Below are 14,175 nucleotides of genomic sequence, written 5' to 3' on the forward strand. Positions count from 1 at the left end.
GCCGAAGATGCCTACCACCCCGACGAGGGGATCTGGGAGCTGGAGCTGCCGATCCTGGGGATCTGCTACGGGATGCAGCTCATCGCCCAGCACTTCGGCGGCGAGGTGATCCCCGCCGACCATCACGAGTATGGCAAAGCGAAGCTCCATATCACCCGGCCGGAATCACCGATCTTCCATGATGTCCCGGATAACAGCATTGTCTGGATGAGCCACGGAGACCGGGTGGAGAAACTCCCCGAAGGTTTCGAGACCATCGCCGTGAGTGACAACTCCCCCCACGCCGCCATCGCCGATGAAGCACGACGGATCTATGCCTTCCAGTTCCACCCCGAAGTGCATCACAGCGAGCAGGGGACCAAAATGCTCAAAAACTTCGCCAAATATATCTGCGGTTGTGAGAGCACCTGGAACATGGGCTCCTTCGCCAAAGAGAAGATCGCCGAGATCCGCAAACAGGTGGGGAACAAAAAGGTCCTCTGCGGGGTCAGCGGCGGGGTGGACAGTTCCGTGGTCGCTGCTTTGTTGCACGAGGCGATCGGGGATCAGCTCATTGCCGTTTTCGTCGATACCGGCCTGCTGCGCAAAAACGAAGCCCAGCAGGTGCAGGATATGTTCAAAGGATTGGGAATCGATCTGATCACCGTGGATGCCTCCGAGCGCTTTCTCTCCCGCCTCAAGGGGGTCACCGATCCCGAGCGCAAGCGCAAGATCATCGGCGAAACCTTCATCGAGGTCTTCGACGAAGAGGCCAAGAAACATGCCGACGAGGTGAGCTTCCTGGCCCAGGGGACCCTCTACACCGACGTCATCGAGTCGGTCAGTGTCAAGGGTCCCTCCAAGACGATCAAATCCCACCACAACGTCGGCGGCCTGCCCGACTGGATGACCTTCGAACTGGTGGAGCCTCTGCGGGAGATTTTCAAGGATGAGGTGCGCAAACTGGGTCTGGAACTGGGGCTTCCCAAGCATATGATCGGTCGCCATCCCTTCCCCGGGCCCGGCCTGGCGATCCGGGTCATGGGGGAGGTCAACGAAGAGGCCCTGCGCCTGCTGCGTGACAGTGACGAGATCATGCAGGAGGAGCTGCGGGCCAGCGGCTATTATGACAAGGTCTGGCAGGCCTTTACCGTACTGCTCAATGTCAGCAGCGTCGGGGTCATGGGGGACAACCGCACCTATGACAACACCGTCTGTGTCCGAATGGTGGAGTCGGTGGACGGCATGACCGCTACCTTCGCTCATGTTCCCCACGACATCCTGGAGAATATCAGCCGCCGGATCATCAATGAGATCGACGGGATCAACCGGGTGGTCTACGATATCTCCTCCAAGCCCCCTGCGACGATCGAGTGGGAATGAAACAACAAGTCATTTAAGGTCATTTGTGCTTCGCACGTCATTTGGCGCTAATGCGCCGTCATTTAATGGTAAAGCTTCCCCTATAATGACCAGGGGCGAAGCCCTGAAATGACTGTGCGAAGCACAAAATGACTTTTTGGTCCAAAGGACTGTCATGCATAACAAACCCAAATTCAGCCTCTTCAAAAATATCGGCTATGCGCTGTCAGGGATGAAATACACCGTGACTCAGGAACGCTCTTTCCGTACTCAGCTCTTCGTTATTGCTCTCATCGCCGCAGGGCTCTTTTTCAGCCCTATCACGCCCCTTTCCAAATGGATCCTCTTCGCCTCCACCTGGCTGGTACTGATCGCTGAAGCTTTCAACAGCGCCATTGAGCGGGTGGTGGACCTGGTGACCCGTGAGCATCATCCCCTGGCGGGGCAGGCCAAAGATATCGGAGCCTTTGGCGTACTGCTGGCTTTCTGTTTGGTAGTGATGATCTGGGGGATCGTCCTTTATACGGAATTTTCCGAATAAAGGACGATTTTGGATTTTGGATTTTGGATGATGGTAGGCGTTGCTTGGCAGCACTTCCCAATAACCAATACACCAATAGACCAATAACACTATTCTTGATTATCTTCTGATATAATCTTTTCAAATCAATCAAGGATCGATCCATGAAAGAGAAGACACTCGCCATCCACGCCGGATACGAAGGAAACGAAGAGGGGACGATGGCGGTCCCGATCTATCAGACGACTGCGTACGCTTTTGAGAGTGCGGAGCAGGCTGCCAATCTTTTCGAGCTGAAGGAACTGGGGAATATCTACACCCGCCTGATGAACCCTACCACTGATGTTTTTGAAAAGCGCTTTGCGGCTCTGGAGGGCGGTGCAGCGGCCATCGCTACCTCCAGCGGCGCCTCGGCGGTTTTCTACGCCTTTGCTAACGTCGCCGAAGCCGGAGACAATATCGTTGTAGCCAAACAGGCCTACGGGGGGACCCTGACCCTGGCGGCCCATACCCTGCGCCGTTTCGGGATCGAAGCCCGTTTCTTCGATGTGCGGCATCCCGAGGAGTTGGAGGGGATGATCGACGAGCGGACCAAGATGATCTTTTTCGAAGTGATCCCCAACCCTTCCCTGGTCATGGCCGACATCGCGGAGCTCTCCCGGATCGCCCGACGCCATGGGGTGATGCTCTGCGCCGACAATACCGTTGCTACGGCGGCTTTGTGTCACCCGTTGGAGCACGGAGCCGATATCGTGGTCCACAGTACCAGCAAATACACCACCGGTCAGGGGCTGGCTCTGGGAGGGATTATCGTGGAACGGGAGGGGCTGGCAGAGCTCATCAAAGGCAATGACCGTTACGCCCATTTCAACGAGCCCGACGAGAGCTACCACGGCCTGGTCTATACCGATCTGCCGTTGCCGCCCTTTACCCTGCGGACCCGCCTGGCGCTGCTGCGGGATCTGGGAGGAACGCCCAGCCCCTTCAACAGCTGGCTCCATATCCAGGGGCTGGAGACCCTGCCGATCCGGATGGAACAGCACTCCCGCTCTGCCCTGGCCGTGGCGGAGTTTCTGGCGGAGCATCCCAAAGTCCGCAAGGTCAATTACCCCGGTCTCCCCTCCGACCCCAGCTATCCCCTGGCTCAAAAGTATCTCAAAAACGGTCTGGCCAGCGGATTGCTCAGCTTTGAGCTCTCCAGCAAAGAGGAGGCGCAGCGCGTCGCCGACAGCACCGAAATTTTCCAGATCGTCGTCAACATCGGCGACAGCAAATCGATCATCACCCATCCGGCCAGTACCACCCATCAGCAGCTCAGCCCCGAGGAGCTGGAGGCCGCCGGCGTCCCCGAAGGGCTGATCCGCCTCAGCATAGGGCTGGAAGACCCCGAGGATCTCATCGAGGATCTACGGCAGGCGCTGGAACAATGAGGCCTTCGCCTCATTGTTGGATGGAGGATGGAAGATTGAAGATGGAGAATTTTTGTTGCGTTACGCGGTAACGCTTTTTTTTTGACAAACTCTCTCCAAAACGCCTTTCGACGACCGATGAGTGTCTACTAATCCCATTTAGGATAAAATAGCGCCAAACTAACATGCAGGCTGCCGATGAAGATCGAGACCCACACCGCCCATTTCACCTCGCCGCTCTATCTGGAGAGCGGACGGATCCTGGAACCCTACGAGATCCGGTACGAGACCTATGGGGAGCTCAACGAGGCCAAAGACAACGTCATTCTGGTCTGCCACGCTCTGAGCGGCTCTCATCATGCCGCCGGTCTCTACGAGGGGGATCGTAAGCCGGGCTGGTGGGACGGTCTCATCGGTCCGGGCAGGGGAATCGATACCGATCGTCACTTTGTCATCTGTACCAACGTCATCGGCTCCTGTTTCGGCTCGACAGGCCCCATGAGTCCCATGTATCCCAGTGAACACCCCTATCGTCTCAAGTTTCCCGTCGTGACGGTCAAGGATATGGTGCGGGCGCAGCGCCAGCTTCTGAGCAGCCTGGGGATTCACCATCTCAAAGCGATCGTCGGGGGTTCGATGGGGGGGATGCAGGCGTTGCAGTTCGCAGTGGACTATCCGGGACTGGCCGATCATATCATTCCGCTGGCCACCACTTACGCCACCCGCCCCTGGGTGATTGCCTTCAACAAAGTCGCCGTGGAGGCGATCCGACGGGATCCCCGTTTCGACAACGGAAACTACGCTCCCGATGCTTTTCGGGAAGAGGGGTGTGACGGCCTGGCTATCGGTCGTATCGCCGGACACATCTCCTACCTGAGTCCCCAGTCCATGGATCGGAAATTCGGCAGAAACTATGTCTCCACCGACGGACTCTTCGAGCTCTTCGGACGCTACGAGGTGGAGCGCTATATGGAGTACAATACCGCCAATTTCTCCCGGATTTTCGATCCCCTGAGCTACCTTTACATCGTCAAAGCGATCAATACCTTCAGCCTCTCCCGGGGATACGATTCGCTTCATGAAGCGGTCAGTCGTATTCGGGCCGAGGTTCACCTGATCAGTTTTGCGGGAGATTATCTCTTTTTCCCCGAAGAGATGGAACATCTGGCAAAGATGCTGCGACGCAACGGGCAGCCACACAGTTATCACGAGATCGAAAGCGATTACGGTCACGATGCCTTTTTGGTGGAGATCGACAAATTCGATTTCATCCTCCGGGAAATTCTTGCGAAGGAGAGCCGATGAAAGAGGCGGGTTTTGAGGAGCAGCTGGAGCAGAGCCGGAAAATTCTGGAGAAGCTGATGGACCCGGAGATCACCCTGGAAGAGAGTGTCAAGCTCTACGAAGAGGGAATGGAGACGATCCGTCGTGCCCAGAAGATGATCGAAGAGGCGAAGCTCAAAGTCAAAGCGATCGAAGCGAAGCATGAAGAGGATGCGGTATGAAAGAGCTCACCGTCGCCGCGCTTCAGCTTCCTACGCTGGGGATGAACGCCACCCGGCTGGAGTTCTATCTCACCAATGCCACTCAGCGGGGCGCCCGGATCATCCTGCTGGGAGAGTATGTGCTGAACCATTTTTTTCTCGAACTCAAGGAGATGCCCCGCAGTATGGTCAAGGAGCAGAGCCGAACCCACCTCAAGCTTCTCAAACGCCTGGCCAGGGAGTATGACGTTACCTTCATCGCACCGCTGGTGCGGGTCAAAAAGAAACACTTCTACAAAACCATCGTCCGGGTCGGTCCGAAAAAGACCGATTACTATTCCCAGCAGATCCTGATCCCCTATCCCCACTGGAACGAGGAGGGCTTCTTCGCCAATCCGGTGGCGCCGTTGGAGGATCCTTTCATTTTCAAAGCGGACGGCTTCAAAGTGGCGGTCATGGGGGGATACGAGCTCCATTTCGACCCTTTCTGGGAAGCGATTGACCGGCACAAGGTCGATCTGGTACTGCTGCCCACCGCCTCGACTTTCGGTTCCCACAACCGCTGGCGGGAATTGATCAAATCGAGGGCTTTCCTGCACGGGGTCTATATCCTGCGGGCCAACCGCCTCGGAGAGTACAACGATGGAGAGAACCCGTGGCGGTTCTACGGTGACAGCATGCTGGTCAATCCCGACGGGGAGGTGGAGATGATGCTGGAGGACAAGGAGTCGATGTTGGTGGAGACGATCGGCAAACAGGCGGTCAAAGCGCATCGTAAAGGGTGGCGTTTCCAGGAGGCGCTGCGTCAACGGAGAGCCCTGTGAACTCCGCCGACTACTTCCGGCGGCAGATCCAACTCTGGGGTCCGGAAGCACAGGAAGGTCTCGCCACGCGGCGCATCGCCGTTATCGGCTGCGGCGGGTTGGGATCGACCCTGGCTTTGGCCCTGGGAGGCAGCGGGATCGGCGAGATCCATCTGGTCGATTTCGATGAGGTGTCACTACACAATATCCACCGACAGATCGTTTTTACTCTGGAAGACGAGGGGCGCAACAAAGCCGTCGTTACCGCCGAACTGCTGGTACGCAAAAATCCCTTTGTGAAGGTGACGGCCCACGAATGCGATTTCGACACCTTCGCTGTAGAGGCACAGGAAGATTTCGATCTGATCCTGGATGCCACTGATAATCTCCCGGTGCGGGAGCGGATCGACCGCTGGGCCAAGGGGTGGGGCACCCCCTGGATCTACGCCAGCGTGGAGGAGTTCAACGGGCAGGTCTGCTTCTTCGACCGGGCCGATTTCGGCGTCTTCGCGATCAGCGACCATATGCCTGGCGGCATCGCCGCTCCCATCGTCATGCAGATCGGCTCCTTCCAGGCCAATCTGGCTCTGCGCTACCTGGCCGGTCTGCCGGTGGCCAAAGACAGATTGCACTATTTCTACTACGATGGCGAGGGGGAGCTGGTGATGCAGAAATTTATGTTGCCTATTGAAGAGTAGTTTCGTTATGATTATCAGGTGTTTAGTATAAGTTTAAAGGGAAATGATGGCTTTGGATATAGATAAGATTACAGCATATTATCAGCCTATAGTAGATTTGAAGACTGGAAAATATAATAAATATGAATCGTTGTTACGGTATCCGGATGATCAAGGAAACTATATTTTTCCCTTAGGGGAATTCGGTGCAATGAGAGAAAGTGATAGGGATAGTGATAAAGAAAGCTACTTTCAATGTACAATGAAAATGTTATCAGAAGTTTTAAGAAAATTGGAAATGAATAATGAAATAAGTATATCTTTGAATATTTCTTATGATGATATAGAAACAGATGAGAGATATGATGAAATTTTGAATGAAATTCGAAGTGCCAATAACGTTGCAGATAGGTTAGTGCTTGAATTTATTGAAGAAAAAGAGCTTAAAGACAAAAATAGAGTTCGTGAATTTATGGAAAAAGCAAAGCGATTTGGATGCAAATTTGCCTTGGATGACTTTGGAAAAGGATATGCGACGTTCGACCCACTTCTGAGTTTTGATTTTGATTATTTGAAACTTGACAAAGTATTGGTTGAGAATTTTACCGAAGATCCAAAAAGATACTATATATTAGACATGCTTATCAATATGTCTAAAAGACTTAATATAAAAATCGTTGCAGAATATGTAGAAAGTGAAGAAATGGCTAGCGCACTTAGCTTTATAGGTTGTGATTATGGGCAAGGGTTTTATTTCGGAAGGCCAGATCCGGCAATAAGGGAATGAGCTTTTCACATAATGTTACAGTTACAACAAGTCCTCACTGTTTACGAACTGTTAATCAATAAGCAGATTTTAAGCATTGGTGCATTATGATGGCGCATTCTAAATGTGAAGGGGACTACTGATCGATGGAAACGATTGATGAAATCACCCAAAATATCGGCATTGAACCGGAAGTCAATGGCTTGATTGAAGAGCGAGAGTATAGCGGTGATCCTAATCTCGAATACTATAATCCATCGGTACCCAAAGAACATGGTGACGATATTTATATCGTTCAACATGGAAATATCAAAGAACACCAGGCAGCAGAACCTTTTACTACCGAAGAGCTTCTTAGTGGCATAAAAATCTTAACAAAAGAATAGAGAAAAACTACACCTATGCCCAGATATAAGACAGAGGCAAGAGTATCTTTTTTTTTCTATAATTATCTGATACGTTTTTATCTTCCCTTTGAGGCTAAATATGTAGCACTTCGTGGAAAAAAAGACAAAACACTGGTCCAAAAACTTGTTCGCTTTTATTTTTGTCATATAAGGCCAAATTATTCGAACCGTATCAATGAGAAAGATTTTATAAATGATTATTTGCCTCAATTGAATGATATATTTAATCCTGCTATGTGTGAATATACTGGCTTGCTGAAAGAACTAATAGTGCGTAATGATATAAGGCTCAGTGAAGATGAATACTCATACTATAAGAACTCAGTTCTTGAAAAGAAGTATGATAGGGCCATAAACTTACTTGAGAAAAAACTTAAAATTTACGAGAGTCGGAATAGGATATTGGGAAAACCGAATATTCATATTGATTCAGATATATACAGGAGGGAGCTTGAAACAATCAATAGATATCTAGACTACTTCGGTCGTGCATACTCTAAACTCGAAGAAAAAATTAATCAACATAAAGATAGTCCCACTTATGAAAAAGTAGAATATTTATTTTTTGCGGTTAGTCATGAGTTTATGAATTTTTTGTCTCACTATAGTACAGCGATAGTATTTTTTGATTCACCCACTGTGTTTATCAATAACTTACAAAAGGCAATAGGGCATCTTAAAAGAGCCCTCATGGACATATATGACGGTTTGATTGCTGAAGATGGATTAAATAAAGATTTGGACTATCTTAGTCTGAGAGCAATAAAGATGAATGCTCTCGGTAATTCTGAGAAGATACAAGATCTGGTTAATGGCTTAAAAGAATTTTATGAAAACCATACAAAAGCTACTGTCTGATCTTCCTTTTAGGCCTTTCCAACACAAATTGTTTAATACTCCTTTATTAGTAATGATGGTAACCATTACTCTCTGGGGGAAGCCCTCCCCATCCTACGATACATGCCTCAAAGCCGCCGGCGGAGCGACGATGGACGTGGTGATGTGTATGGGCAAAGAGGAGGATCGGCTCCGGACTCTGATCGATAAACGGGTCGCCAAACTGCGCAGCTGCCTCCCTCCCGATCGACGCGGCGAAGTGGATACCCTCTACCGTGCCTGGGACGAATACGCCCAGAGCACATGCGGTCTTTATATCGGTGCCTCCGGCGGGACGGGGGACAAGGAGGACGCAGGGGAGTGCGGCATCGACACCGCCGGTGATTTCGCGGAAAAGCTGCAATCCTTGATCGATATATATTGTACAAAATGAAATTTTGTATTGAGTGCTCTGAAAAACAACCGGTTTCACTCGATAGCTCTGGCAGTCGCGAACGCAAGCGCCCGTTTCACGGGTTGAGCGCTCCTTTGTCGCCATCGAGTGAAACCTCTCATGGACATTTTTCAGAGGGTTCTATTGCTTTGCTGAGGTAAAGGGGGTGACGGGCGTGGTATAATTCCCGAGAATCAAGGAAGGATCAAATGATGAAAACCTCTGCAAAACTTTGGCTGATCGGTATCGTCGGTATGCTCTTTATCGGCGGCTGTACCCAGGAGACTCAGAACTCCATCAGCCGTTCGATTCAGAACTGGACCGGGACCAACGGGGTCCTGGATGTCTATGCCGGAGAGAAGCTGGTCAAACGTTTCATCAAAATCGACAAACTCTCCACCGCCTACGGGACCAACGACAACCGACCGCGCCCCTATCGTTACGGTTATGGTTATGACGATCGAAATTTCAACTACAAAGTGGATAAGGGAGAGAAGAAGGTCTATTTCGAGTTCTCCGACTACTCCACCAGTTATATCTTCTACGAAAACGACGCCAATTAAGGAGAACAGATGCAGATTATCGCGACAGAAAATGCCCCCCAGGCCATCGGACCCTACTCTCAGGCCGTAATGGTGGAGGGGATCCTCTACAGTTCGGGTCAGATCGCTCTGACGCCGGAAGGAGAATTGATCGACGGGGGGGTCGCCGAACAGACCCGCCAGGTTCTCAACAACCTTAGTGCGGTCCTCGAAGCGGCGGGAGGAACTCTCAACGATGTGATCAAGACAACGATCTTCCTGGCGGATATGGGGGATTTCGCCGTCGTCAACGAAGTCTATGCCGAGTTTTTCGGCGACCACCGTCCCGCCCGGAGTACCGTGGCGGTCAAGACCCTGCCCAAGGAGGTGCTGGTAGAGATCGATTGTATTGCAAAGCCGGGAGTTTCTCTCTAAAACCCGGTTCTTTTCTTTCTCTGCCTCTTCACTTCAAAATCGCTTAAACTTTTTTTCGCTATAATCCCAAACTTAAATTGCCGGGCCTCCGGTGATCGACGAGTGATTAATCAAAAAAGGGTCAACAATGTACGCGATTATCAAAGCAAGCGGACAGCAGTTCAAAGTCCAGGAAGGCGATGTGATCTGCTTCGACAAAATGGGGCTCGACCCCAAATCCGAAGTGGAGTTTACCGAAGTCCTGGCACTGGACAACGGCGAGCTGAAGGTGGGTACCCCTTATGTGGAGGGTGCCGTGGTCAAAGGTGAGGTGATCAACGAAGGGCGTGACAAAAAGGTGATCATCTACAAGAAGCGTCGGAGAAAAGACTCCAAGCTCAAGCGCGGTTTCCGCCGGGATTTCACCCGGGTCCGCATTACCAAAATTGCATAAGGAGCTTTCATGGCACATAAGAAAGGACAGGGGTCAACCCAGAACAACCGTGATTCAGCAGGCCGCCGTCTCGGCGTGAAGAAATTCGGCGGGGAGCATGTGATTCCCGGTAACATCATCATCCGTCAGCGGGGAACCAAAGTCGTCCCCGGTACCGGTGTCGGCATGGGAAAAGATCACACCATCTATGCCCTGATCGAAGGGGTTGTCAAGTTTGAGAACAAGACTTCCACCAAAAAGAAGGTTTCTGTCGTTCCTGCGTAAGCCCCTTCTTTTTTGATTCGACTGCCGAACCTTCATCGGCAGTTTTATCTTTTTTCTTTCTTTTTACTCTTCCCTATCGGATTATCCTCTAGACTCTTTTGACTCTCATCGTTTGGGTGGGACAGCGCCCTTCGGCAATGTGATATAATATTAAGAAAAACTATAGAGTATTCAAAAAAACAAAGGCAATTATAATGTTTGTAGATAATGTAGAATTGACACTCAGTTCGGGCAAAGGGGGAGCTGGCTGCGTCTCCTTTCATACCGAAAAGTTTGTCATCAAAGGGGGACCCGACGGCGGGGATGGCGGCCGGGGCGGAGCCGTTTGGTTCCAAGTCGACGGCAACACCGATACCCTCTCCCACCTGCGGGGGAAACGCCATATCAAAGCCGAAAACGGACGGCCCGGCGAGGGGCGCAAACGTTTCGGCCGCAGCGGAAAGGACACCACCGTCGTGGTCCCTCCGGGGACCCAGGTCGTCGATGCCGAAACCGGTGAACTGCTCCTGGATCTGACGGAGCCGGGAATGAAGGTAAAATTCCTGGAAGGGGGCAAAGGGGGACTGGGCAACGTCCATTTCAAAAGCTCCACCAACCAGCGTCCCACCTACGCCCAGCCGGGATTGCCCGGTCAGAGTCGTCATGTGCGTCTGGAGATGAAGCTCATTGCCGATGTAGGGCTGGTAGGGTTCCCCAATGTGGGAAAATCGACCCTCATCTCCACCCTCTCCAATGCCCGGCCTGAGATCGCCAACTACGAGTTTACCACCCTGACGCCCAAATTGGGTGTGGTGGCTCTGGGGGAGTTCGACTCCTTCATGATGGCGGATATTCCGGGGATCATCGAAGGGGCCAGCGACGGTCGGGGCCTGGGGTTGGAGTTTCTGCGTCACATCGAACGGACCAAGACGCTGCTGCTGATGATCGACGCTACCAACTACCGGGAGATGCAATACCAGTACGAGATCCTCAAAGAGGAGCTCCGGCGCTATTCGGAAGAGCTTGCCGGTCGCCCCTTTGCCGTGGCTATTACCAAGATCGACGCCCTGAGCGACAACGAGATCGACGGAAAAACGGAAGAGCTGCTCGAAGCGCTGGGGCTGGAACCCAACGAGATCCTTGAGGAGCGCTTCGATGCCGACACAAAGCTGCTTAGCTACGCCGATCCCCACGAAAGCTGGGAGGCGATGCCTACGGATCGACCGGTCTTTATCCTGCCGGTCTCCTCGGTCAGCGGACGCAATGTCGAACCCCTGCGCTATGCCCTGGGTGCCATGGTCCATGCCTGTCGGCGGCAGGAGAAAGCGCCCGAGGCGGAAGAGAACTCCCCTGCAACCGAGGCGGACTGATGCGACGGATCGTGATCAAGGTCGGTTCCCATGTACTGACGGAAGAGGGGAGCATCGCGTTGGATCGAATGCGGGCCCTGGTAGATTTCATCGCCGAATTGCAGAAGCAGGATCGTCAGGTGATCCTGGTCAGTTCCGGTGCAGTGGCCGCCGGGTACACCCAGCTGCAGCTGGATCGGAGCCGGGTCGCCGACAAGCAGGCTCTGGCGGCGATCGGGCAACCCTACCTGCTCAAACTCTATCAGAGCAAGTTCGCCCACCACGGGGTTCTCAGCGCCCAGCTGCTGCTCAGTGCGGATGATTTCGACTCTCGCCGGCGAACCCGGCATGCCCGTAATGCGGTGGAGAAGCTGCTGGAGCACGGGGTAGTCCCTATCGTCAACGAAAACGACGTGGTGGCCACCGAAGAGCTGGTTTTCGGAGATAACGACCGTCTCAGTGCCCATGTGGCCTGGTATTTTCAGGCGGATATCCTGGTGATCCTTTCGGATATTGACGGCTATTACGACAAAGATCCCCACCGACATTCCGATGCGAAGCTTCGAAAAATTGTCCATGGGATCGAAGCGGAGGAGCTCGATTCCGAGTGCACACCTCATGGACGTTTCGCCACCGGAGGGATCGTCACCAAGCTGCAGGCGGCAGACTTCCTGATGCGTCGGGGAGGGCGTATGTTTTTGGCAAGCGGTTTTGATCTGGGAGATGTCCGGAGTTTCCTGCTGCATGGAGAGCATCGCGGCGGAACACTCTTCGTCGGTGAACGGACTGTCGGCGACAGCGAAGAGTAGATCGCTTTCGAAGCAACGATCAAAGCATCCGGTGGATGGGATGTGTATCTCAAAGGAGAAAAGTGAAACGGATTGTATTTATGGGGACGCCCGACTATGCCCGGCGTATCCTGGAACGATTGATCGAAGAGGAGGGGATCGACGTCGTCCTGGTGCTGACCCAGCCTGATCGGCCGGTGGGGAGGAAAAAGGTCCTGACACCCCCGCCGGTGAAGACTCTGGCGACGGAGAAAGGGATAGAAGTGTTGCAGCCGGAAAGTTTGAGAGAAGAGGGGATTTGGGAGCGTTTGAGAACGCTAGCCCCCGATTACATCATCGTAGCCGCCTACGGCCAGTTGCTCCCGAAAGCCATTCTCGATCTCGTTCCCTGTATCAATCTTCACGCCTCACTGCTTCCGGCCTATCGGGGGGCTTCACCGGTCCAGCAGGCCCTGCTCAACGGTGACAGTTTTACCGGCGTGACGGCGATGCTGATGGAGGAGGGGCTCGACAGCGGTCCGGCCCTGGCCTACCGTTATGTGGCGATCGGAAAGGAGACCCGTCTCCAGAGCCTCATGGAGCAGCTTACGGAAGCGGCGGCAGAGCTCACGCCGAAGGTTTTGAAGCGCTTCGAGGAACTTCAGCCGCTGCCCCAGTTCGGAGCCCTGGCGAGCCATTGCAAAAAGATCCGGCGCAGCGACGGCGAGATCACATTGGATGATGCCGAGGCGATCGAGCGCAAATATCGGGCCTTCGAGGGATGGCCGGGGATCTTCCTCTCCGACGGTCTCAAACTGAATGTCATCGAAGTCCCCGATGTCGTGTCCCCTCACCGTCCCGGTGAAATCCTTGCGATAGGCGAGGAAGCGATCGACGTGGGATGCCGACGGGGGGTGCTGCGAATTGTGAGCCTCCAGCCTGCCGGCAAAAAGGCGATGAGCGGCCGGGCCTACTGCGTGGGAAGGGGGTTGAAGGTTGGAGATTCTCTCCTTTGAACATCTCCCTTCCACTCAGCGCTGGTTGACCGAAGCGATCCGCAGGGGCGAGATTACAGAGCCGACGGCGGTCCTGGCCCGGGAGCAGAGCGACGGGATGGGTAGCCGTGAGAACCGGTGGATCGGTCATCCGGGAAACTTTTTCGCTTCCATCGCTTTGCGGGAGTCGGATCTGCCCGAGGATCTTCCCCCGTCGGCGGCATCGATCTATTTCGGATGGGTGATGAGAGATCTGCTTCGGGAGTTGGGGCAGCCGGTCTGGCTTAAATGGCCCAACGACCTCTATCTGGGATCCAAAAAGGCCGGAGGGGTGATCACGACCCGTCTGCGTTCTTTCTATGTAGCCGGCATCGGCGTCAATCTCAAAAAAAGTGAAAAAAATTTCGCCGCCCTTGAGACGGAGCTTTCGCCGATGATATTACTTGATATGTATCTCCAGCGGCTGGAGAGTGTGCCGAAATGGAAGGAACTCTTTAGGAAGTACCGGTTAGAATTTGAGAGATCACGCCCCTTCGGTACCCACCGGGGAGCGGAGTTTATAAGTCTTGAAAAGGCCCAACTTATGGAAGACGGGTCGATAATGCTCGATGGAGAAAGGATCGTGGAATTACGATGAGTGAAGTAATAAGCATTGCCAATCAAAAAGGGGGAGTCGGCAAGACCACGACGGCGGTCAATCTGGCTGCCTCCCTGGCTGAGGAGGGGAAGCGGGTTCTGCTCATTGATGTGGATCC

At 53.1% G+C, this 14,175-nt stretch carries 20 protein-coding genes; all 20 read left to right on the forward strand.

Annotated elements, in window-relative coordinates:
• On the forward strand, nucleotides 1-1,362 hold a 1,362-nt coding region (gene guaA / locus F8I07_RS02435), incomplete at its 5' end, for a glutamine-hydrolyzing GMP synthase (RefSeq protein WP_292655283.1).
• 154 nt (nucleotides 1,363-1,516) lie between these two features.
• The gene (locus tag F8I07_RS02440; RefSeq protein ID WP_292655286.1) at nucleotides 1,517-1,882 is read left to right on the forward strand and encodes a diacylglycerol kinase; all 366 of its coding nucleotides are present in this window, start codon (nucleotides 1,517-1,519) and stop codon (nucleotides 1,880-1,882) included.
• 143 nt (nucleotides 1,883-2,025) lie between these two features.
• The gene (locus F8I07_RS02445) at nucleotides 2,026-3,291 is read left to right on the forward strand and encodes an O-acetylhomoserine aminocarboxypropyltransferase/cysteine synthase family protein (protein ID WP_292655288.1); all 1,266 of its coding nucleotides are present in this window, start codon (nucleotides 2,026-2,028) and stop codon (nucleotides 3,289-3,291) included.
• A gap of 177 nt (nucleotides 3,292-3,468) precedes the next feature.
• On the forward strand, nucleotides 3,469-4,575 hold the full coding sequence (locus F8I07_RS02450) for a homoserine O-acetyltransferase (protein ID WP_292655289.1): 1,107 nt from the start codon (nucleotides 3,469-3,471) through the stop codon (nucleotides 4,573-4,575).
• Nucleotides 4,572-4,775 carry an exodeoxyribonuclease VII small subunit gene (xseB, locus tag F8I07_RS02455; protein WP_292655292.1) on the forward strand — a complete coding sequence of 68 codons (204 nt, stop codon included), beginning with the start codon at nucleotides 4,572-4,574 and terminating at the stop codon, nucleotides 4,773-4,775. The genes F8I07_RS02450 and xseB overlap by 4 nt, the downstream gene beginning before the upstream one ends.
• Entirely contained in the window at nucleotides 4,772-5,578 is an 807-nt protein-coding gene (locus tag F8I07_RS02460) for a carbon-nitrogen hydrolase family protein (protein ID WP_292655294.1), read from the forward strand. The genes xseB and F8I07_RS02460 overlap by 4 nt, the downstream gene beginning before the upstream one ends.
• Complete coding sequence (locus F8I07_RS02465) at nucleotides 5,575-6,255, forward strand: ThiF family adenylyltransferase (RefSeq protein WP_292655296.1); 681 nt, start codon at nucleotides 5,575-5,577, stop codon at nucleotides 6,253-6,255. The genes F8I07_RS02460 and F8I07_RS02465 overlap by 4 nt, the downstream gene beginning before the upstream one ends.
• Before the next feature lie 46 nt (nucleotides 6,256-6,301).
• Entirely contained in the window at nucleotides 6,302-7,021 is a 720-nt protein-coding gene (locus F8I07_RS02470; RefSeq protein WP_292655299.1) for an EAL domain-containing protein, read from the forward strand.
• A gap of 125 nt (nucleotides 7,022-7,146) precedes the next feature.
• Nucleotides 7,147-7,386: a hypothetical protein gene (locus tag F8I07_RS02475; RefSeq protein WP_292655301.1), complete on the forward strand. Its 240-nt coding sequence runs from the start codon at nucleotides 7,147-7,149 to the stop codon at nucleotides 7,384-7,386.
• A 15-nt stretch (nucleotides 7,387-7,401) separates the two neighbouring features.
• Entirely contained in the window at nucleotides 7,402-8,265 is an 864-nt protein-coding gene (locus tag F8I07_RS02480; RefSeq protein ID WP_292655304.1) for a hypothetical protein, read from the forward strand.
• Between the two features lie 55 nt (nucleotides 8,266-8,320).
• Nucleotides 8,321-8,677 carry a hypothetical protein gene (locus F8I07_RS02485; protein WP_292655307.1) on the forward strand — a complete coding sequence of 119 codons (357 nt, stop codon included), beginning with the start codon at nucleotides 8,321-8,323 and terminating at the stop codon, nucleotides 8,675-8,677.
• A gap of 212 nt (nucleotides 8,678-8,889) precedes the next feature.
• Nucleotides 8,890-9,240, forward strand: coding sequence for a hypothetical protein (locus F8I07_RS02490; RefSeq protein WP_292655308.1), 351 nt, complete (start codon nucleotides 8,890-8,892; stop codon nucleotides 9,238-9,240).
• 9 nt (nucleotides 9,241-9,249) lie between these two features.
• The gene (locus F8I07_RS02495; protein ID WP_292655311.1) at nucleotides 9,250-9,633 is read left to right on the forward strand and encodes a RidA family protein; all 384 of its coding nucleotides are present in this window, start codon (nucleotides 9,250-9,252) and stop codon (nucleotides 9,631-9,633) included.
• Nucleotides 9,634-9,760: 127 nt separating this feature from the next.
• Nucleotides 9,761-10,066 carry a 50S ribosomal protein L21 gene (gene rplU, locus F8I07_RS02500; protein WP_292655314.1) on the forward strand — a complete coding sequence of 102 codons (306 nt, stop codon included), beginning with the start codon at nucleotides 9,761-9,763 and terminating at the stop codon, nucleotides 10,064-10,066.
• A 9-nt stretch (nucleotides 10,067-10,075) separates the two neighbouring features.
• The gene (gene rpmA, locus F8I07_RS02505) at nucleotides 10,076-10,330 is read left to right on the forward strand and encodes a 50S ribosomal protein L27 (protein ID WP_292655317.1); all 255 of its coding nucleotides are present in this window, start codon (nucleotides 10,076-10,078) and stop codon (nucleotides 10,328-10,330) included.
• A gap of 194 nt (nucleotides 10,331-10,524) precedes the next feature.
• Nucleotides 10,525-11,679 (forward strand): GTPase ObgE, encoded by a 1,155-nt coding sequence (gene obgE, locus F8I07_RS02510; RefSeq protein WP_292655320.1) that lies wholly within the window; start codon nucleotides 10,525-10,527, stop codon nucleotides 11,677-11,679.
• Complete coding sequence (proB, locus tag F8I07_RS02515; RefSeq protein ID WP_292655323.1) at nucleotides 11,679-12,467, forward strand: glutamate 5-kinase; 789 nt, start codon at nucleotides 11,679-11,681, stop codon at nucleotides 12,465-12,467. Before obgE ends, proB begins: the two co-directional genes overlap by 1 nt.
• A gap of 62 nt (nucleotides 12,468-12,529) precedes the next feature.
• Nucleotides 12,530-13,441: a methionyl-tRNA formyltransferase gene (gene fmt, locus F8I07_RS02520; RefSeq protein ID WP_292655324.1), complete on the forward strand. Its 912-nt coding sequence runs from the start codon at nucleotides 12,530-12,532 to the stop codon at nucleotides 13,439-13,441.
• Nucleotides 13,422-14,057, forward strand: a complete 636-nt coding sequence (locus tag F8I07_RS02525; protein WP_292655326.1) for a biotin--[acetyl-CoA-carboxylase] ligase — start codon at nucleotides 13,422-13,424, stop codon at nucleotides 14,055-14,057. Before fmt ends, F8I07_RS02525 begins: the two co-directional genes overlap by 20 nt.
• A partial coding sequence (locus F8I07_RS02530) for a ParA family protein (RefSeq protein WP_292655328.1) occupies nucleotides 14,054-14,175 on the forward strand: 122 nt, incomplete at its 3' end. The genes F8I07_RS02525 and F8I07_RS02530, both read left to right, overlap by 4 nt.

It is taken from the genome of Nitratifractor sp., from assembly GCF_015487065.1.
Taxonomy (GTDB): Bacteria; Campylobacterota; Campylobacteria; order Campylobacterales; family Sulfurovaceae; genus Nitratifractor.